This window comes from Chitinophagales bacterium, from assembly GCA_040877935.1.
Classification (GTDB): domain Bacteria; phylum Bacteroidota; class Bacteroidia; order Chitinophagales; family CAIOSU01; genus JBBDNB01.
In genome coordinates this window covers 43,538-63,387 of record JBBDNB010000028.1, presented here as the reverse complement: position 1 = coordinate 63,387, position 19,850 = coordinate 43,538, and the positions used below count along the sequence as shown (strand labels likewise).

Below are 19,850 nucleotides of genomic sequence, written 5' to 3'. Positions count from 1 at the left end.
GCTTAATTCCTGAAGGAAGAAAGCAATTTTTTTAAATTTATTCCCCAGTCCACTTTGGCTCCCTTTTTTCCATAAATGCCTGAAGTCCTTCGCCTGCATCTTTGGTTTGTAATATCTCCTGCAACATATTCAGCAAATAGCCGTGCTGTTTTTCAGAATTGATTTCCTTCATTTCGTGCCAGGCTTTCAGTCCCAATCGAATGGCAGAAGGAGAAAAGGTTTTGAGCTCTTCTACCAATTCATTGACATCATTGTCTAGACAATCTTTGTTACTGACTTGCGTAACCAGGTTGAGTTCCTTTGCTTTTTCAGCACCAATCGTTTTACCGCGCATACAATAATCCAGCAATTCCCGCTCGTTCATCAAGGGTGCCAGGCTCGCCATTACTTGCATGGGCCAGATACCACGCCTGACTTCCGGCAGACTGAAAAGAGCCTGTTCTGCTGCTAAAACATGCGTACAACCACAGATCAACAAATGTCCTCCGGCATATACATTGGCGTGGACTTTGGCAATACAGGGCTTGTTCAATTGCTTGAAAGCATCACCTAAAACGGGCATTTCTTCTGTTTCTGGAATTGTGGAATCGTCTTCTGTAGTTTGTCCGGCAAATGCCTTTAAATCCGCTCCTGCGGTATATATATCGCCATTGGCTTGAAGTACCACCACCCAAATATATTTATTGTATTTGGCATGATTCAGCGCAAAAACAATTTCCCGCATAAACTGCGGATTCATAGCGTTTTTCTTCTTTGGTCGATTGAGCGTAAGTGTCAATACATGGTCTTTGGTTTCGACCAATAAATAATGAAATTTTTCTTTTGATAGGTCTTTTACTTGTTCTTCTTTGTATGCAGTCATTTGCTTAGGTTTTTTATTTTGAGCTTTTTGGTGAAAATTTGGGATTAATCTTTGAATATTTTCTCTCTTCATTTTGGCTTGAACCAAAACGAAGCAAAAGTTCAAGGCTGACAAAAAAATAAAAACCTGTACTTTACAAAAGCTAAGTTCGGCCGGGTGATCTCCTCAATCCTTCGGAGCCCTGCCTATGCCGGTCAGGCAGGTTCCCGGTCTCACTAAGCTTTTGCTTTGAACAGAACTTTATTTTTTTGAATGCCTATCCTACAATAATTTGACTATTTCCTTTAACATCTTATTCATATTAGTTTAATAATACTGTGTGGTTTATTCTTTTACATCCAATTTTAGCAAAGCACTATCCGCCTCAATGAAATCCCCTGCTTTTACATAAATTTCGGAAACGGTACCGTCTTCCTGGGCTTCTATGGTGTTTTCCATTTTCATGGATACCAGCACCAGCAAAGGTGAACCTGCTTTGATCTTGTCGCCTTTCTTTACCAGTACTTTCGTGATTTCCCCAGGCATGGGCGCCAGATAGCTTCCGGGGATTTTTTCTTGCTCTATTTGTGGGAATCTGCTCACACGCTCTATTTTCAGCACTTGCATTTTAGGGTTGCTGATGAAAATATGCGTGGCATTTGAATTTAAGCGGAATTTGTATCGAACACCATCATAAGTAAAAGCGCAGATTTTTTTATCGAACACCAAATTTTCCAATAGATATTCAGAATCATTGACTCGATAATCGAGATTTGAATCTTCAGAGGTCTTACTTGAAATATTAATTTCATTTTTATCATAAATGTTTTGTGGGCTTGCTCCTAGGTAGTTTACATGCGCATAAAAGCCATTTTTTCGGACTTCATAAGCAATTTCAACTTCCTTTTCATTGAGCTTGAAAGCTTCTTTTTGCAGACTGTATTTCACATTGCGCCAACCGGATTTTACTCCGCTGAAGTTTGTTCTGCGCACTTTTCTGTAATTCCATCTATAAGCTGCGGCACTTAAAAGCCCGAGGTTTTGCAATAGTTGATTTTCAGCGGGAGCAAACAATTCTTTATTGTCTTGTAAAAAATGGGTGTAAATATCCCCGGCTACAAATGCTTTGTGCTGCATGATTTTTTGGAGAAAATACTTGTTGTTTTCCGGACCAACTATTTGTGCATTTGCCAGGGCATAATGCATTTTTCGGATGGCTTCCGTTCTGTCCTTGCCATGTGTAACGACTTTTGCAATCATGGGGTCGTAAAAAACATCTATTTTATTGCCGGCCCGCACGCCATTGTCCAAGCGCAACCCTTCCATTTCGGGAAATTCAAAAGCCAAAATTTTTCCCGTTGCAGGAGCGAAATCCTTGTAAGGGTTTTCCGCATAAATCCTACATTCAAGGGCGTGGCCGTTCAAGCCAATATCCGATTGTTTTAGATCGAGCTTTTGTCCTTCGGCAATTCGGATTTGCAATTCCACCAAATCCAGACCTGTAATGGCTTCGGTTACAGGGTGCTCCACTTGCAATCTTGTATTGACTTCCAGAAAATAAAAACCGCCCTTTTCATCAAAAATAAATTCTACGGTTCCCGCATTTTGATAATTCAATTGCTTGGCCAATTTTAGGGCCGCATTGCAAATTGCATTCCTGGATTTCTCATCCAAGGCAGGCGAGGGACTTTCCTCTATGATCTTTTGGTAGCGCCTTTGTACCGAGCAATCCCGTTCGTTTAAGTGGATGATATTCTTGTGCTGATCTCCTAAAATTTGCACTTCAATATGCCTTACTTTTTCAAAGTATTTCTCCAATAGGATTTTATCGTCCCCAAATGCGTTTTTGGCTTCGCTTTTTGCCGCTGCCAATTCTTTTTCCAGATTTTTTTCTTCATGGACAATGCGCATTCCTTTTCCACCACCTCCAGCAGACGCTTTCAGCAATACGGGAAATCCTATTTTCTTGGCTTCCGATTTCAACTTTTTGGCATCCTGTTCTTTTCCATCATAGCCGGGAACAACAGGTACATTGGCTTTCTGCGCAATCAAACGGGCTTTTTTCTTGTCGCCCATTTCATCAATCACATCGGCTTGAGGGCCAATGAAAATGATTTTTGCTTTTTTACAAGCCTTAGCAAATCCAGCATTTTCAGATAAAAAACCATAACCGGGATGGATGGCATCACAATTGAATTTCTGCGCTATTTCAATCAGCTTTTTTCCGTTCAAATAGGTTTCCGCTAATTGATTGCCACCAAGCGCAACAGCCTTATCGCAATATTTCACAAAAGGCATTTTGGCATCTGCATTGGAATATACGGCCAATGTTTCCACTCCTATTTTTCTACATGTTTTTGCTATGCGCAGGGCAATTTCACCCCTGTTGGCTATTAATATTTTTTGAATCATCTTTTAACCTTAATCAGATTTAGTTTCTCAAAGCACGTTTCGAGAAATATTAAATAAAATTCCGCTAAATTCCTCGTAAACTTGCCTGCCCAAAAAGGCTGGCTTGCCCCGAGGATTTTCATTAGTAGGGGCGCACGGCCGTGCGCCCCTACTAATGAAAAATTCACATTCTGAAAACTCCATACTTCCCTTCACTGTTAAATCCTGCCTGATGAATGACCTCTAGGCATATGCCCAAAACATCCCGGGTATCCCTGGGGTCGATAACAGCATCGTCCCACAATTGTGAGCTGGAATAAAGGGCGTTGGATTTTTTCTCTACCTCCCCGATCATATATTCAGCCATTTGCTTGCCTTGCTCCTCATCATAGGGAATTCCGGCTTTCTTGGCAGCTTGCTTTTGAATGATTTCCATTACCCCCGCCAATTGCTCAGAACCCATTACGGCAATGCGCGAATTGGGCCAACTGAACAAAAATCGGGGTTGATAGGCACGCCCGTTCATGGCATAATTGCCCGCCCCGAAAGATGCCCCGATCATAATGGTGATGGCCGGAACTTCGCTATTGGAAACGGCATTGATCAATTTTGCTCCGTGCTTGATAATCCCCCCTTCCTCGTATTTTTTTCCAACCATAAATCCAGTGATATTCTGTAGGAAAAGCAAGGGTGTATTGTTTTTATTGCACAATTGAATGAACTGCGCACCCTTATTGGCCGATTCAGAAAACAGCACGCCATTATTTCCCAAAATCCCGATTTTGTAGCCGTGGATATAAGCAAATCCACAAACCAAGGTACTTCCATATTCTGGCTTAAACTCTGAAAATTCGGAAGCATCGGTTAGCCGGGCAATGATTTCCCGACAGTCAAAAGGTATTTTCACATCAGCGGAGGCTATGCCCAACAGTTCATCTGTATTAAATTTTGGATTTCTGTTTTTTCTGGCTTTTTGAATAGCAATGGGTCTCTCGATGAAAGAAAGAATTTCCCTGGCCAAGCGAATGCCATCTCTTTCATCATTTGCCAAATAATCGGAAACACCTGAAATTTTGCTGTGCATCTCGGCACCGCCCAGACTTTCTTCATCGGTAACTTCATTGGTGGCCATTTTTACCAAAGGCGGTCCGGCCAGAAACACCTTGGCTTGTTTTTTTACCATTACCGTATAATCCGACATGCCGGGGATATAGGCTCCACCTGCCGTGCTGTTTCCAAAAACCACACTTATGGTAGTTAGGCCTTCTTTCGATCTTCTAGTGATTTCTCGAAAGGTCGTTCCCCCGTAATTGAATATTTTCTCCTGTTCGGGCAAATTGGCTCCCGCAGATTCTACCAAATTTATCATGGGAAGCTTATTTTCATAAGCTATCTCACCAATTCTAAGGCTCTTTTGCAAAGTGGCATAATCTATTGCCCCACCTTTTTTAGTTCCGATATTGGCACTGATCATACAGATTTTACCGCTCACCAATCCAATGCCACAAACGATGGTTCCACCTGCCCCAAATCCTCCCATGCCCTTTCCGGCCAGTGGCAGCAATTCTAAAAATGGGCTGTCTTGATCCAATAACAGTTCTACTCGTTCTCGAGCCGTGAATTTTCCGCTTTCATGTGCTCGATCAATGTGTTTGTCCTTGCCTTGATCTAAACTTTCTTGAAGTTGTGTATCGAGTTGATCGATCAAAGCCTTCATTTTGGCGTAATTCTCCTGGTAGGATTGGCTTTCTTTTTGGACTTTACTTACTAAAGCTTGCATAGTATTTAAATAGATTTAAGAGCTTCTAAAATATACATTTAGATTGGATTGGACATAAAAAAACCCCATCCAAATGGACGGGGTTTAAAATTTATTTGAATCGAAAATTACTATTTAGTAACCTGCAATTTATTGATCAAAGTATTTTCCTCAGTAATTACTTGCAACAAGTAAACACCTTCAGATACATTGTTTAAATCTAAGTTGTAAACTGAATTACCGGCAATTTTATCTTGGCGGAAAATCGTTTTTCCAGTCAAATCAACAACTCTTACAGTAATGTCAGTGCTGTTTACACTTCTAAGATCCAAAGAGAATACTCCATTTGATGGGTTGGGGAATACTTCAACTAACTCACCCTGAAGTGCTTCTTCGATTCCGGTAGGTTCTTGAATGCCAACATTTTTAGTCGTTGATTTATCACAAAGCCCATCGGCAGTATCAGCAACTAATGTTACAGTATAACTTCCGGCATCACTAAATGTGAAAAGGAAATCCTCTGATGTAGATTCTTCATTTCCATTTACTAACCAAGTAAAACTCCAACCGCTTGTTGAGCTTGAGTTATTTGTAAATGAAATTTGATCACCTTCATATAAGTTACCAGAAGGCACTTCAAAATCAACAGCAACAGCAACATCCAGTTCAACAGCAACATTTGCAGAAGCACTACATCCAGGACTATTTACAACATTTACTGTATAAGTCCCTGGTTCATCTACATCATTTAATATTGCTCCAAAACCAATTGTATCATTTCCTGAAACCCAAGTATAATTAGGACTAAGTGTTGCTCCATCTATAGTCGTTGAAATATCAATATTACCTCCACAATCAAGGAGTAATGGATTTGAACCATTGACATCTATTGTAATGTCTGCGAAAGTGTATTTTACGCCTGCAGTGAAAGTTGAATCACCATCAAAAATAGTAACAGTGTATGAGTCAATAGCGGCATCTAAGTTTACATTAGTTTTAAGAGCATTAGGATCGCTTAAACCAGTAATCGGATCCCATTGAACTTGTAATTGACCTAATGGAACAGCAGCACCAGATACAGTTGTGTATAAAGTATCAGTTTCTCCTGTGCATCTTGCATTTGTTCCTTTTGAGGATATTGATGCACCAAGATCTACATTTTCTAAAGTTACCCAGCATGCGATGTTTTCTGCCCAGTTAACCCATGCATTTTCTAATTTTAACCATCCGTTGTTAGGTGCGCCCGGAAATCCTCCTATTGATCTTCCAGAATTCAAATTGTCTTCAATTGTTACTAAACCTAAAGTATCATCTATCGCAGTTAGGTCCACTTCAATAGTCACTGCAAATTTGCCTGAAACTGCTACAGGTGGGTTGAAGAAAAATAAATTGCCTCCATCAGCAAAACTTGACCCAGCAAAGATACTGTCAGAATTTACTAAGATAGATCCTAAAGAAGGTCCGGTTGGAAGGCCATTTTGGGTTGCATCGTACACCTTAATTGTAAAAGTATCAGGAGCACCAATTTTTTCTAATTCTCCTGCCCAGAATACAAAACTGGTTAGGTCGCCACTGGTTGTTTCAAATACCTGACCTATTTCAGTATTAAATAAGTTTGAACCTGCAACAAATCCTCCTCCAGGAGCAGAAAAAATTGTTGCTGCTTGTCCGTCAAAAAACGGGTAATCTAAAGTGTCGTTCTGCCCATAGGCAAAGAGTGTGAAAAAACTTGCTACTGCAAGTGCTAAAATCCTTTTCATGTGTTTGAAATTTTGTTTGGGTTTGTTTAATGTTATATTAAGTAAGGGTGAAGTTAAGTTTTTCCTTTTTAAAGGAAAAATTAATTCTCCAATTTTGTTTTGCTGATACCAAATAGAATCAGTTTTGCATTGATAAGTTGCATGCCTGTTATTAATAACCTGACTCGATAATTATTTAAGAGCTCAAAAAAGCGGTCTGACGGCTGCTTAATGGAATTGTCAGATGCATATTGGGCTACCTTGCAAATTTTTGAAAAGCCGTCTGACCGCTATTTCCCGCCCGCCTAAAATCATGATGTTAATACTGAATAAACAATTTGCGACTGAGTTTTTCAGTATTTAGAATAATTTCTACAAAATACAAACCTGCAGCTGCCTGATCGAGTGCTATACGCTGGGTGTGTTTGCCCTGAATTTCAATTTTCTGTGTACTGTATATTGTTTTGCCTATAGTGTTGAGCACCCTAAATTGAACTTCACTGGATTCTTTACTCTCCATTTCGATATAAAATGAACCAGTGCTTGGATTTGGGAAAATACTTAAACTATTCAAGCCATCAATATTTTCAATCGCATCGATGTTTACACAAGCGGGATTGGATTCATTGAAGCAACTCGGATTTCCAAATTCAGTAATGCGCACTTTATAGCAGCCATTAGAAGTAACCGTATAGAATTGTCCGGAAGCTACAGGTGTAGGATCATTGCTTTTGTACCAGGCATATTCAACATTGCCATGGTTACTTGCCAAAAGTTGCGGTTCGTTGTTTCGGTTGATCGTAGGTTGGGCTAGGCCACAGCCACTTGTATTGGCAGCCTGAACTACTGTATGTGTTTGGTTGCCCACTAAAATAGTTGCAACTCTTGGATTGGAATTGAGATTGTCAGCTACATCAAAAGTAACAATACCGGAGCCGTTTCCTGATGCTGAAGCCAAAGATATCATATTCCCGGGATTGTTGATCAGGCTGGCTGTCCATGAACAATTGCTGCCGCTTGCAACATCTACCTGGAAAAACAACCCTGTTCTTGCAGCAGCAGAAATATTGGTGCTATCAGGATCCAATACATATGTGCATTGTTGAGGTGGACATGGAGGTGAACTTGTGGTGATAGTTACTCTTTCTGTTCTTACAACCGAATTAACCCCATCACTAACTGTAACAGAGTAGTCAGTAGTATTAACGGGAGTTGCAATGGGAGAAGGGCAGTTGGAGCAACTTAATGTCGTGGGATTTGACCATGAATAGGTATAGCTGCTTCCGCTTCCTCCATAGGCATTGGCCGACAACTGACTTTGCCCACCAATACAAATGGTTTCAGGACTTGCACTTGGGGAAGCCCCCAAAGGAATATTGCAATTTGCAGAAGCTGTTAGTCCACTGCTTCCTGTATTTACGGGAGGGCAATTGGAACCCTGGGTATTTTTTACTCTTAAGATTAGTTTAAAATCGGAACCATTACCGCCAACTACTAAATCTATAAAATTCTCAAGAGTTTCATAAATAACGATACCATCAAGATCAATTTCAATATAGGTGTCCAAATTGTATTGACCGGCAGGATCATTGCTGATGCCATTAAAAGTAATGCAGGCCACTTCTCCTCCATAATAAAATCCATTTGGCCGGTCAAGGGTATAATTGATACCGCAGGGTATATTGGAAATGTTATCAATTTGGATTGAATTGACTGTAGTTCCACCTATGCTTTGTGGCACTTCAAATTCTACTTGCTCAGAATAAAACTGTCCATTTACAATACAGTCCACAAGATTGTTGTCCGGCCTGTAAAATGGTTGACCTGTTGCAGGACCCGGGCAGTTACTCGTGCCCGTATTACAGGAATAATTGGCCGACCATCCAGATTCAGTTATAGAAGCATCAGTAGTAAAACGTACCAACATACTGCCTCCTGAAGAAGTTACAGAAGGGGGAATTGATGAACCTGAAAAGTATCCAATTGAAGGTGCAGATGTAGTAGCACCATCATATACCTCTACATAATCACAACAGGATTCAGTATTGAATGAAGAGAAATTTAAAGTAATAGAATTTGCCCCGGAAGGTTGTATCAGCCAGCTACAATCTGTATTGTTTAAATAATTGCTTCCACCGCTTCCATCATTAAAACTGCCTGAGCAATTTGTAAGCGTAGTAGTGCCGCTGCAATAATTGCTTCCACCGCAATTTTGATCTACAATATATGTAAATGTTCCACCTTGTCCAGAAACTGTTATGTCACCAATTCTGGAGCCAGTACCTGTACAAGCATCGTAAGCAAAATTTACAGAACCACTCCCACTACCAGAACTAGTTAAAACGGTAATCCAGGGATCATTGGTAAAAGCATTCCATGAGCATGAACTTCCACCGGATTCGTTCACAAAAAATGATGCTGTACCTGAGTTTGAACCGACATTTGTGAAAGTACTTGGGAGTGTAAGATTACAGGTTTGGCAATTTTGCACTGTAATGCTTTTTGTTGTGCTTAAGGTACATGAACCTGAATTGCCTTCCAGGGTTATATCATAGGTTCCTGAAGGGAAGGTTTCGCTCAGGTTTTGGGTGCTTGAGGCAAAGAAACCGTCAACAAACCAGGAGAAACTCCAGCCGGTCAGAATATCTGAAGTATTGGTTAATGTAGTTTGTTGTCCTGCACAAATTTGGGAAGGGATGTCAAAATCCAGGTTTTGACTGCTGTTTAAGACTACATCAATTTGATCTTCAGCAGAACACCCAAATGCATTTGTTCCGGTAATAGTATATGTGCCGGGTTCATCCACATCTAAAAAACTTGTACCAGAGCTGCTCGTATTGTTCGGCCCGCTCCAGGTAAAACTCGACCCTGCTGTTACGCCCCCGATTGAAGCAGAAAGATCTACACTACCGCCACAGGGCAATTGTACGGGGTCTGACTGATTAATAGCCACAGCCAGGTCATTGAAACTGTAATTTATGGTTTCTGTATAAGTGTTGTTCAGAACCGGGTCATAAACACTGACCGTATAAGAAGGAACTGAAGCATCAACTACTATTTCTGTTTGAAGACTGAATGGGTTAGAGACCCCGGTTGTGGGACTCCATTGTACATTTAATTGATTTTGAGGTGCTGCCGAACCTGAAAAAATTGCAATAACCGTATCTACATCTCCTGAGCACCAGGAATTGCCCTTTGAATTAATAGATATTCCGGGAACCACATTTTCCAGGGTAACCCAGCATGCAACATTTTCTGACAAATCAACCCAGGCATTTTCAAGTTTTAACCAACCTCCACCTCCTGGGAAGCTTCCTACTGATCTTCCAGTGTTCAAATTGTCTTCAATTGTTACCAAGCCTAAAGTATCGTCTTTTGTGGATAGATCAACATCAATAGCAACCGCAAATTTCCCCGAAACTGCTACAGGTGGGTTGAATAAAAATGAATTGACCCCATCAGCAAAAGCTGATCCACTAACAATATCACTTGCGGATAAAACTCGTGAAGCCAATGGAGCACCAGTAGGAACCCCATTAGTGTTGACATTGTAAACATTAATGTTAAAATTATTCGGGGTACCGATGATATCTAATTCTCCTGCCCAGAATACAAAACTGGTTAGGTCGCCACTGGTTGTTTCAAATACCTGACCTATTTCAGTATTAAATAAGTTTGAACCTGCAACAAATCCTCCTCCAGGAGCACTGAATAAAGTTGCTGCTTGTCCGTCAAAGAATGGGTAGTCCAGTGTGTCGTTTTGACCATAGGCCAAAAATGTGAAGAAACATGCAAGTGCAAGTGTTAGAACCCTTTTCATGAGCTTAATATTTTGTTTGTTTTGAGATAAAGTGAATATACTGCGTCAGCACATCTAATTTTCGCAAGGTGAATTTAAAAATAATTTATGAATTAATGGAATGACATTCTAATTGCATTAGTTGAGTACTTGATTTTGGAAATGAAACCGACATGTTAAAAATAATCATTATCTTGTATGTTAATGATTATTTTTAACATCAAAGGTTCCATGTGACCATATAAGATAAATATAAACACATGAAATAAAAGCACTCATATTCTTGTTATTAAAGCTTTAGATTTATCTTTGAAGGAGTTTAAAAATCGAATTATTATGTCTCGTGAATTTCAGACACTAAAAGAAAAAATACAGTACTTATTTGCCAAAATAGATGCGGGTGAAGCTATACTTCCTGTTGAACTGGATTTACTGAAAGCCTATTCCAATGGTCTTGCACAGGAAATTGAAAGTAATGGCACAGATTTACTGGAGCATTTTTCAAAAAATGAAAATGAACCAGGGCAAAAGCAAACGGTAATTGATAAACAGGAATCAATAAGCCAAAAACGGGAAACTGCACCTGACAAAAGTAGCGAAAGTGAAAAGATAGCAGGACCTGAAGCAGAAAGATCAGCACCTCCAATAACTGAAAAAGAAAAGACAGCAGAGCTCTTCTCTAAAGAGCCCACACAAGTACCGGACGAAAAAGAAAAGCAAGCAAATAAAGAAGAAACAGCTACTCCTGAACCAGAAAAAACTCCTGATAAAGCAGTTGATAAAGCGGAAAAAAGTGCGGCAGAAAATGAAGTTAAAACAGCCACTGAAAAGCCTCTTGAAGCAGAAAAAGACCCAGATTCTAAAACTGAAAAAGTGCATGGCAGTAATAATGGAAAACAAACTGAGGAAGAAGTTGAATTGGATGAAGATTATGGCATTGGCCTGAAATTCAAACAAGCCAAACCCCTGAGAGAATTGATCGACCTGAGTGAGAAATATGTCTTTATTCAATGCCTCTTTGACCACGACCCCGATCGTTTTTCCAAAGCACTCAGAAAAATGGATGAGGCAGGAGGTGTATCCGAAGCATTGGATATTCTAAACAATTATTTAGTTGTAGCTGATGAAGCTGAAAAACAAAGTGAAGAACTTCTGCAAAAATTGAAAACCTATTTGAGAATCCGATTTTCTTAAGGTAAACATAGATTTTAAAATGTTTTTTTGTGATAAACTTTTTACTACAAATCCCAGATTTATGGTTATCCACAGCATTGAAGTTCAGCTTGACTAAAAATTGATTCATTCAAACGCTTGATTGTTTTAAACGAACTTCGTTAACTTTCTGATAATCAATCAAATACTTCCTTTTGCTACTATAAGTCACTTTTTTTTGTTTAAGCAGCCACTACGCCTCTTGTTGACACTTACTTTAGCTAATGAACAATCAAAAGCTAAGTATTATGTCAAATTCAATCCTAAAGTATAAAGAGCGCGTTCGCCAAATTGGCAAATACGCCAAAAGCAGCATACTCCCAAATACAATCAGCAAAAATGAAGCAGAGCAGTATTGCTATGAGACCCTTGAAAAAGTGTCCCGTTCATTTGCTGTAGTCATACGTGAATTAAGACCGGAATTACGGGATGGTGTTTGTGTCTTTTACCTTTCGCTCAGGGCGCTTGACAGCATAGAAGATGATCTTGAAATCCCGCTTAGCATTCGCTTGAAGTACTTGCATGCATTCCACAAGCACTTGGGGGATGAAAGTTTTTCACTCCAAAATATTGGTGATCATCCCGATTACAGAAATCTTCTCGAAAACTACGGCCTGGTAGCTAAAATGTACAATCAATTGCCAGAACCCTACAGAAATACCATTCATGAAATAGCCTCAAAAATGGGGCAGGGCATGGCCTATTACAGTCAGACACCGGTAGAAAGCAAGCACGATTACAATGAATATTGTCATTATGTGGCCGGATTGGTCGGTATGGGCTTATCGGAGCTTTTTGTAGCCTCGGGAACTGAAAGTAAGGAATTGGTAGATAAGTGGGAAAAATCCAATGCAATGGGGCTGTTTCTTCAGAAAACCAATATTACCAGGGATTTTGCCGAAGACCTGGATTCAGGCCGCTTTTTCTGGCCGGAAGAAATCTGGGAAAAATACTGCAATGCGCCATCGGAACTGCAGGCAAAACCGGAAAGCCCCGAAGCACTTATGTGCCTGAACGAAATGATCCTGAATGCACTGGAGCATTTCAATGAATGTATTGATTATATGGAGCTTTTGCAGGATAAATCTGTATTTCGTTTTTGTGCCATTCCACAGGTAATGGCATTGGCCACACTGAAAAAATTGTACAACAACCCATTGGTTTTTACTGAAAATGTGAAAATCAGCAAAAAGGAAAGCACTAAAGTATTTCTCGATTGCAATGATATGCAAAGCTTCCTCAGCCTGTGTGCATCAATTTTAGATCAGTGGGAAATAAACGGGGAGACCGCAATTGACCAGTCATTGAAAGTAGTCTTGAAAAGGATTGCTGAAAAAAATAAGGCTGCTTTAGTGGCCTGAAATTATGGGAACTGTAGTTTTTGATAAAAAACCGATTTCAGGAATTTTCAATCCTGTTTCGGCAGTAAAAGATCATTTTGACCTTTGTATAATCGGTGCCGGGGTTACCGGAGCTGCACTTGCCGCTTATCTCGGTAGAAAAGGTTTGAAAATTGCATTGGTAGAAAAACAGTGGGAAGCACCGGACAGGATTGTTGGTGAACTCTTGCAGCCCGATGGTGTACGGCAGCTTGAATTGATGGGCTTGTCTTCTGTGCTGGAAAATATTGATGCACAGCCTGTCAATGGTTATGCTGTTTTCCACAAAGGGGATCATCTGTTGCTGAATTATCCTGAAAAAGACGGAATGCCCAAAGGCTATGGTCTGCGCAACAAGTATTTGTTGGAAGCACTTAGAGCAGAAGTTTCAGGCATTCATAATGTAAAAATATTTGAGGCTAAAGCAGAGCAAATTTGCTATGAGGGAAACAAAGCAACAGGAGTGCGCATCAAGTCTAACAATGTAACTCAATCCAACAAAATTACTGCTGCATATACTGTGATCAGCGATGGTTTCTTTTCAGTTTTGAGAAAAGAGCTGCATTTGTGTCAGCCAAAAGTTACAGGTTTTTTTATTGGAATGCTGCTGCACGATACCACCCTGCCTTTTTCAAATTACGGGCATGTTTTTATTGATCAAAAAGCAAAATTTCTGGCATACCCTACTGCTACAAATACCATCCGGCTTTTGATTGAAAGAAAGGACAAAGGGCCAGCACTGAAAAGTGCAGCTATGAAAGAATGGCTCTATGAGAATATTATGACACAATTGCCGGGGCATATGTATTCCGCATTCGACAGAGCAGTAGAAAAAGCTGATTTTCAGATGATGCCCAGCCATATGTTGCCCGGAAAAGTACAGCAAAAAGAAGGACTCGTATTGCTCGGAGATGCCTTGAATATGCGCAATCCGTTAACAGGCGGGGGCATGACAGCCGGGCTTACAGATGCCCGGAATTTGGGCAATATTTTAATTAAAATACGTGAAAATGGGGAGCCTAAGACACCCGGAAATTTGATTGCGGGATATTATCAACAGCGCAAGGAAAATGCAAGCATTAATATCCTTGCTGATGCACTTAACCAGGTGTTTTCTGATCCCGAATTGGCAACAGCTTGTTTTGATTATTTAAAAAGAGGAGGGCTTTATGCAGAAGAACCGCTTGGTTTGCTTGCCGGCCTCAATCGTGATCAACAGGTTTTGCTCCGCCATTTTTTTGCAGTGGCGCTTTACGGAGCATCCCGGCAAATAAAACAAAGGGGAATTGCCAAAGGCTTTAGCAGTGCAGGGAAAATGCTCGGCAGGGCAAGTGGCATACTTTCTCCCCTGATTCTAAATGAAGATCAGGGTTTGTTTATGCGGACGGCATTTAATATTGCTGATAAATTCAACCGAAAAAAATAAGAACATGGATACATTATTGAAAGAACAAAAAGCACTCAGTAGTGCGAAGCTGTTGGAGCTTTTCGAAATTCAACTTGAAAAAAACAAGATCAATGCAGCTTCTGAAGAATTGACTGGTGCGGCCAATCATATACTCAGTACAGGAGGCAAACGCATTCGCCCGATGTTGCTAATGCACTGTGGGCAAATGTTTGGTGCAGAGGCCCAAAACCTGATCCCCGCAGCTATGGCCGTGGAATTGTACCACAATTCTACGCTTATCCATGACGATATTATGGATGCAGCAGATGTGAGAAGAGGAGTTGAAGCAACGCATTTACGCTATGGAATAAATACGGCCATTAATGCCGGAAATCTTTTGACATCCCTGGCATTTCAGTCGCTTTTAAAGTATGAGGGCTATACTTACAGGCAACTTATAGGACAATTTAATGAAGTTACCATTCAGGTGATTGAAGGCCAAAGCATGGATATGGATTTTGAAACCCGAAAGCAGGTCACTAAGCAGGAATATTTGAAAATGATTGCCTGGAAAACTTCTGTGCTATTGGCGGCTTCGGCTGCTATGGGGGCTATTGTTGCGGGTGCAAGTTCTGAAAACATTCGCAAGATTTATGATTTTGGACTCAACCTGGGCATTTCCTTTCAGTTGAAAGACGATTATTTAGATGCTTTTGGCGATATGGAAAGCTTTGGAAAGAAGAGAGGCGGAGACATTTTGCGCAATAAAAAGACACTTTTGCTAATTGAAGCGCAGCACAGAGCTGATAAAGCCGACAGGGAAATTTTAATGCAGCTGGAAAATTCAGATGATGCTGAGCAAAAAGTAAAGCAGACACTGGAAATATTTGAACTATCTGGTGCTAAATCTGCTGTGGAATCAGAAATGGAAAATTATTACAATCGTGCTGTAACTGCTTTAGAAGGTGTTTCACTTGATCTTGAAAACAAGCAGGCTTTATTTGGGCTTGCCGAAAGTGTTTACAATAGAAAGTATTAGTTGGGAGTTGGGATTGAAAGTAATTTATTTAAAAGCGGCACGATAGTTCCAAATTATTATAAAAGTATCTTTGCGTTATAAAGCGTATCTGAATTATGTTAAAGCTTCTTACACAAGTATTTTTCTACATTTTTATTCTGAGTTCTACAGCATTGTCACAGCCGGCAGAGGAACTACTGGAAGGACACTGGCAGAATGAAGAAGAATCCATGGTCATAGAGTTTTATGAAAAAAATGATCTGTGGCATGCGCGTATTGTAGCTATTGAAGACAGTCTTGATCGCTATGGCGATAAGAAAAGAGATATCTACAACACTGATGCCTCCATGCGGGCAAGAAAAATCATCGGCATCGATTATCTCTATGGTTTGAAATACAAGGAAAATTCCAAAAAGTGGACAGGTGGGACTTTGTACAATTATCAAAACGGCAACACCTACAATGCTATAATGAATATGGATGAAGACGAAAACCTTTACATCAAAGGCTATTGGTCGTATTTCCGCTTTTTGGGCAGTGCAACACTTTGGCAAAAAATAAAAGAAAAATAATTGGCAGACGATCTGGTCATATTGTGTTATGTGGGCTTAAGCCAAGCTATTTTTGCAGTGTTTTTGCTGTTTACCAAGCGGCCTGTACTGTTGCCCGACCGCATTATGGTCTTTTGGTTGCTGATCATCGCATTGCGGTTTTGGCTGGTAGCCAATGGAATCAGGCACAAACCATTTTTTGACATCAATTTCTCAGATGCTTTGATTCCGCTTACTTTTGGCCCTTTTCTATACCTCTATTCCAAATACCTGATCAGTGAGGATACTAAAATGGCAGCAAAGGATTATGTGCATTTCATTCCTTTTATATTTCTTACTGTTTATTTCCTGGTGATTAAAAACATTGACAATCGTATATCCGACCTGGATTATGGGATATCGCTGAATTTACTTTTCCTGATTTCTATACTGGTTTATTCATCGCTGGTATTTATTCAGTTGAGAAAATACCGTCAGAAAATCCGCTTTCAGTTTTTCTCCTATGACACTTCCTCAAACCGCTTGTTCTGGCTCAATTATGTAGCAATTATCTCTGTAGTGACTTTCGTACTCTATTTTTTCTATATGCTCATCAGTATTCCCGATGAAGCTTCAAATTATAATTTGCAGTTTATCAGCAGCCTCGGGCTTGTGATCTTCTCTTTTTCAGTAAGCTACTTTGGCGTCAATCAGCGGGCATTAAACATAAGTTATAGCAAGGGAAATTATTACGGCATCAGAAATATGCTCAGTGATCTGGTAGATAAAGTTTTCAGGATTTCCAAAATTGGCAGAAGTGATTTGGTAATTGCAAAAAACATAAAAAATAGTCCGGTTGAAGCAAAAGCATCTGAAATAGAGGATGAAGAAATTCCGGAAGCTAAAAAAAGACAGATTGATCATTTAATAGAGCATATGGAAAGTGATCGCCCCTATATGAATCCAATGCTTACACTTCAGGATTTGGCAGAACAAACAAATATCCCAAAACACCAATTGACCATACTTTTCAATAGCCATATGGGGCTGAATTTCTTTGAGTTTGTCAATCAATATCGCCTGGATGAAGTGAAGAAAAGATTGCTGAACCCAAAATATGCGCATTATACTATTATGGCCATTGCATATGATTGTGGGTTTAATTCAAAATCGACTTTCAATACGCTTTTTAAAGAAGTAACAGGCAAGACACCAACACAGTGGAGAAAAGACAGCAATGATGAAAACGAGAAAAAAAAGTCTGAAGAGAATGATCAATTGGATGAAAACGAAAAATTAATGCCTAAACAATAGTATTATGCAAAAGGAAAATTTCACAGTTCAAACAGATAACAATACGGATACCAATGCAGCAGGCCGTAAAAAAGATCATATAGAGCTTGCATTTGCTTCGCAGAAAAATTCCTCCGGGGCAGATCCGCGCTTTTATTATGAACCGGTATTGTCCGGCCATCCCGATAAGGCTGTTTTACCTGAATTTAAAATAGCCGGAAAATTGATGAAAGCACCGCTGTGGATTTCGAGCATGACTGGTGGAACTGAGAAAGCTGCACGCATCAATCAACACCTGGCAATGGCATGTCGTGAATTTGGTCTTGGTATGGGGCTTGGTTCTACACGCTCTTTGTTGTACAGCAATGAAAGGTTTGACGATTTCAATCTACGTCCATTAATAGGAACCGAACAAGCTCTATTGATCAACCTGGGAATAGCACAGGTGGAACAGCTGCTGACTGAAAATGAAACATACAGGATTGATGCACTATTAGAGAAATTAGATGCCGATGGCCTGATCATTCATGTCAATCCATTGCAGGAATGGCTGCAACCCGAGGGCGATCATATTGCAGAAGCACCAATTAAAACAATAAAAGCTTTACTGGAAAAAGCGGATTATCCCATTATTGTAAAAGAAGTAGGGCAGGGAATGGGCAAAGAAAGCCTACGTGCATTATTGCAATTGCCCATAGAAGCCATTGATTTTGCAGCACATGGAGGTACCAATTTTTCTAAGGTGGAATTGCTCAGGAAAAAAATAGGTGAACAGGCTGAATTATTTGAGCCACTTGTTAGTGTTGGACATTCAGCAGAAGATATGTTGCAAATGTGCAGCGAATTAACACATGAATTAGGCTCCAAAAGAAAATGCTCTAAACTGATTATTTCCGGTGGGGTAAAAGATTTTTTAGACGGTTACTACTTTGTGCATAAAAGTCCATTGCCGGCAGTTTATGGCCAGGGATCGGCACTGCTGAAATATGCACAGGAAGATAATTATGAACCGCTTCAAGCATTTGTGAAGCAGCAGATGGATGCTTATAAGGTGGCCACTGCATTTTTAAAAGTGAAATAAAAACAACAGTTATAATGAAAGAAATTAAAGGATTTTCAAAGCTTTCGAAAGAAGCAAAACTCGAATGGGCAGCCAATACATTTTTCAGCGATCCTGAATCTGCAGTTCAGGAATACAGCAGCTACTGGCATCCTGATAAATCCCAGCAAAAACTTTTTGACGAATTCAGTGAAAATACGGTGAGCAATTTTGTAATGCCTTATGGACTTGCCCCAAACTTTCTGATCAATGGCAAGCTTTTTTGCATACCAATGGTTATAGAAGAAAGTTCTGTAGTGGCAGCAGCCTGTAAAAGTGCCAAATTCTGGCTGGACAAAGGTGGTTTTAAAGCAGAAGTGATCAGTACTACAAAAATTGGGCAGATTCACTTTATATGGAATGGAAGCACTGCTAAATTGAGCAAATTCATTACAGATGTAAAACCTGTATTGCTGAAAGAGGCTGCTCCGCTCACCCGAAATATGGAAGCGAGGGGAGGAGGAATTTTGGATATTGAGTTGGTGGATATGACTGACCACGATAAAGGTTATCACCAGTTGAAAGTACATTTTGAAACCTGTGATTCTATGGGGGCCAATTTTATCAACTCTGTTTTGGAAAAATTTGCAGCCACTTTAAAACAACAGGTTTTGACTTATCCCGATCTGCAAGATGAAGAGAGGGATATTCGAATAATCATGTCTATTCTTTCCAATTATACGCCCGAATGCAAAGTACGTGTAAGTGTTTCCTGTCCGGTAGAACAATTGGCAGGGCTTGAAAATGAACTGGAAGCTGAAGATATTGCCGAGCGTTTTTCCAAAGCAGTAATGATAGCCAAAGCCGATCCGCACCGGGCTACTACCCACAACAAAGGGATTTTTAATGGCATTGATGCAGTAGTCCTTGCTACCGGAAATGATTTTCGAGCAGTAGAAGCCTGCGGACATACTTATGCAGCGAGAAGTGGCAAATACACCAGTTTAACCGATATGAAAGTGGAGCATGGCATTTTTGAATATTACCTGGAAGTTCCTATGGCACTCGGCACGGTGGGTGGCTTGACCAATCTACACCCCATGGTAAAGCGCTCAATGGAAATGCTTGGGAATCCCGGAGCCCCTGAATTAATGATGATTGCAGCAACAGCAGGTCTGGCCAATAATTTTGGTGCATTGCGATCCCTGGTGACTACCGGCATTCAGAAAGGACATATGAAAATGCATTTGCTGAATATCCTCAACAGTATGGACGCCACAATGGGTGAGGTCAAAAGAGCAAAAGAGTATTTTAAAGACCATGTGGTGAGCTACCGCAATGTGTGTGATTTTTTAGAAACCATCAGAAGCAATAAGCCCGAACTATTGTAAAATAGCTGCATTAGAATTCTAATCCAAAATGCTCAATTATAAATCATTGTGATAGGGCTGAATAAATTTTAT

13 protein-coding genes are annotated in these 19,850 nt (G+C 40.1%); 8 read left to right on the top strand and 5 right to left on the bottom strand.

Annotated features, from left to right (window positions below; translation table 11 throughout):
* Positions 1-37: 37 nt before the first annotated feature.
* The 5 genes from WD048_07540 to WD048_07520 form a co-directional block, all read right to left on the bottom strand.
* Positions 38-862 carry an enoyl-CoA hydratase-related protein gene (locus tag WD048_07540; GenBank protein MEX0812055.1) on the bottom strand — a complete coding sequence of 275 codons (825 nt, stop codon included), beginning with the start codon at positions 860-862 and terminating at the stop codon, positions 38-40.
* Between the two features lie 324 nt (positions 863-1,186).
* On the bottom strand, positions 1,187-3,253 hold the full coding sequence (locus tag WD048_07535) for an acetyl-CoA carboxylase biotin carboxylase subunit (protein ID MEX0812054.1): 2,067 nt from the start codon (positions 3,251-3,253) through the stop codon (positions 1,187-1,189).
* 163 nt (positions 3,254-3,416) lie between these two features.
* Entirely contained in the window at positions 3,417-5,012 is a 1,596-nt protein-coding gene (locus WD048_07530) for a carboxyl transferase domain-containing protein (protein MEX0812053.1), read from the bottom strand.
* Positions 5,013-5,122: 110 nt separating this feature from the next.
* The gene (locus WD048_07525; GenBank protein ID MEX0812052.1) at positions 5,123-6,751 is read right to left on the bottom strand and encodes a T9SS type A sorting domain-containing protein; all 1,629 of its coding nucleotides are present in this window, start codon (positions 6,749-6,751) and stop codon (positions 5,123-5,125) included.
* Positions 6,752-7,049: 298 nt separating this feature from the next.
* Positions 7,050-10,550: a CUB domain-containing protein gene (locus WD048_07520; protein ID MEX0812051.1), complete on the bottom strand. Its 3,501-nt coding sequence runs from the start codon at positions 10,548-10,550 to the stop codon at positions 7,050-7,052.
* Between the two features lie 315 nt (positions 10,551-10,865).
* On the opposite strand from WD048_07520, the gene WD048_07515 reads away from it, so the two are divergent.
* The 8 genes from WD048_07515 (at position 10,866) to WD048_07480 (ending at position 19,778) form a co-directional block, all read left to right on the top strand.
* Complete coding sequence (locus tag WD048_07515; protein ID MEX0812050.1) at positions 10,866-11,723, top strand: hypothetical protein; 858 nt, start codon at positions 10,866-10,868, stop codon at positions 11,721-11,723.
* A 266-nt stretch (positions 11,724-11,989) separates the two neighbouring features.
* Positions 11,990-13,102: a squalene synthase gene (locus tag WD048_07510; protein MEX0812049.1), complete on the top strand. Its 1,113-nt coding sequence runs from the start codon at positions 11,990-11,992 to the stop codon at positions 13,100-13,102.
* Between the two features lie 4 nt (positions 13,103-13,106).
* Positions 13,107-14,546: an FAD-dependent oxidoreductase gene (locus WD048_07505; GenBank protein ID MEX0812048.1), complete on the top strand. Its 1,440-nt coding sequence runs from the start codon at positions 13,107-13,109 to the stop codon at positions 14,544-14,546.
* A gap of 4 nt (positions 14,547-14,550) precedes the next feature.
* Complete coding sequence (locus WD048_07500; GenBank protein MEX0812047.1) at positions 14,551-15,546, top strand: polyprenyl synthetase family protein; 996 nt, start codon at positions 14,551-14,553, stop codon at positions 15,544-15,546.
* Positions 15,547-15,641: 95 nt separating this feature from the next.
* Entirely contained in the window at positions 15,642-16,097 is a 456-nt protein-coding gene (locus WD048_07495) for a DUF2147 domain-containing protein (protein MEX0812046.1), read from the top strand.
* Positions 16,098-17,369 carry an AraC family transcriptional regulator gene (locus WD048_07490; GenBank protein ID MEX0812045.1) on the top strand — a complete coding sequence of 424 codons (1,272 nt, stop codon included), beginning with the start codon at positions 16,098-16,100 and terminating at the stop codon, positions 17,367-17,369. It begins immediately after the preceding gene.
* 4 nt (positions 17,370-17,373) lie between these two features.
* Positions 17,374-18,429: a hypothetical protein gene (locus tag WD048_07485; GenBank protein ID MEX0812044.1), complete on the top strand. Its 1,056-nt coding sequence runs from the start codon at positions 17,374-17,376 to the stop codon at positions 18,427-18,429.
* 14 nt (positions 18,430-18,443) lie between these two features.
* Entirely contained in the window at positions 18,444-19,778 is a 1,335-nt protein-coding gene (locus tag WD048_07480) for a hydroxymethylglutaryl-CoA reductase, degradative (protein MEX0812043.1), read from the top strand.
* Positions 19,779-19,850: the final 72 nt, after the last annotated feature.

Excerpts from the sequence above, each read along its gene's own strand:
- WD048_07540 (MEX0812055.1), bottom strand. The coding sequence starts at position 862 with ATGACTGCATACAAAGAAGAACAAGTAAAAGACCTATCAAAAGAAAAA.
- WD048_07535 (MEX0812054.1), bottom strand. The coding sequence starts at position 3,253 with ATGATTCAAAAAATATTAATAGCCAACAGGGGTGAAATTGCCCTGCGC.
- WD048_07525 (MEX0812052.1), bottom strand. The coding sequence starts at position 6,751 with ATGAAAAGGATTTTAGCACTTGCAGTAGCAAGTTTTTTCACACTCTTT.
- WD048_07485 (MEX0812044.1), top strand. The coding sequence starts at position 17,374 with ATGCAAAAGGAAAATTTCACAGTTCAAACAGATAACAATACGGATACC.
- WD048_07515 (MEX0812050.1), top strand. The coding sequence starts at position 10,866 with ATGTCTCGTGAATTTCAGACACTAAAAGAAAAAATACAGTACTTATTT.
- WD048_07500 (MEX0812047.1), top strand. The coding sequence starts at position 14,551 with ATGGATACATTATTGAAAGAACAAAAAGCACTCAGTAGTGCGAAGCTG.
- WD048_07530 (MEX0812053.1), bottom strand. The coding sequence starts at position 5,012 with ATGCAAGCTTTAGTAAGTAAAGTCCAAAAAGAAAGCCAATCCTACCAG.
- WD048_07520 (MEX0812051.1), bottom strand. The coding sequence starts at position 10,550 with ATGAAAAGGGTTCTAACACTTGCACTTGCATGTTTCTTCACATTTTTG.
- WD048_07495 (MEX0812046.1), top strand. The coding sequence starts at position 15,642 with ATGTTAAAGCTTCTTACACAAGTATTTTTCTACATTTTTATTCTGAGT.
- WD048_07505 (MEX0812048.1), top strand. The coding sequence starts at position 13,107 with ATGGGAACTGTAGTTTTTGATAAAAAACCGATTTCAGGAATTTTCAAT.
- WD048_07510 (MEX0812049.1), top strand. The coding sequence starts at position 11,990 with ATGTCAAATTCAATCCTAAAGTATAAAGAGCGCGTTCGCCAAATTGGC.
- WD048_07480 (MEX0812043.1), top strand. The coding sequence starts at position 18,444 with ATGAAAGAAATTAAAGGATTTTCAAAGCTTTCGAAAGAAGCAAAACTC.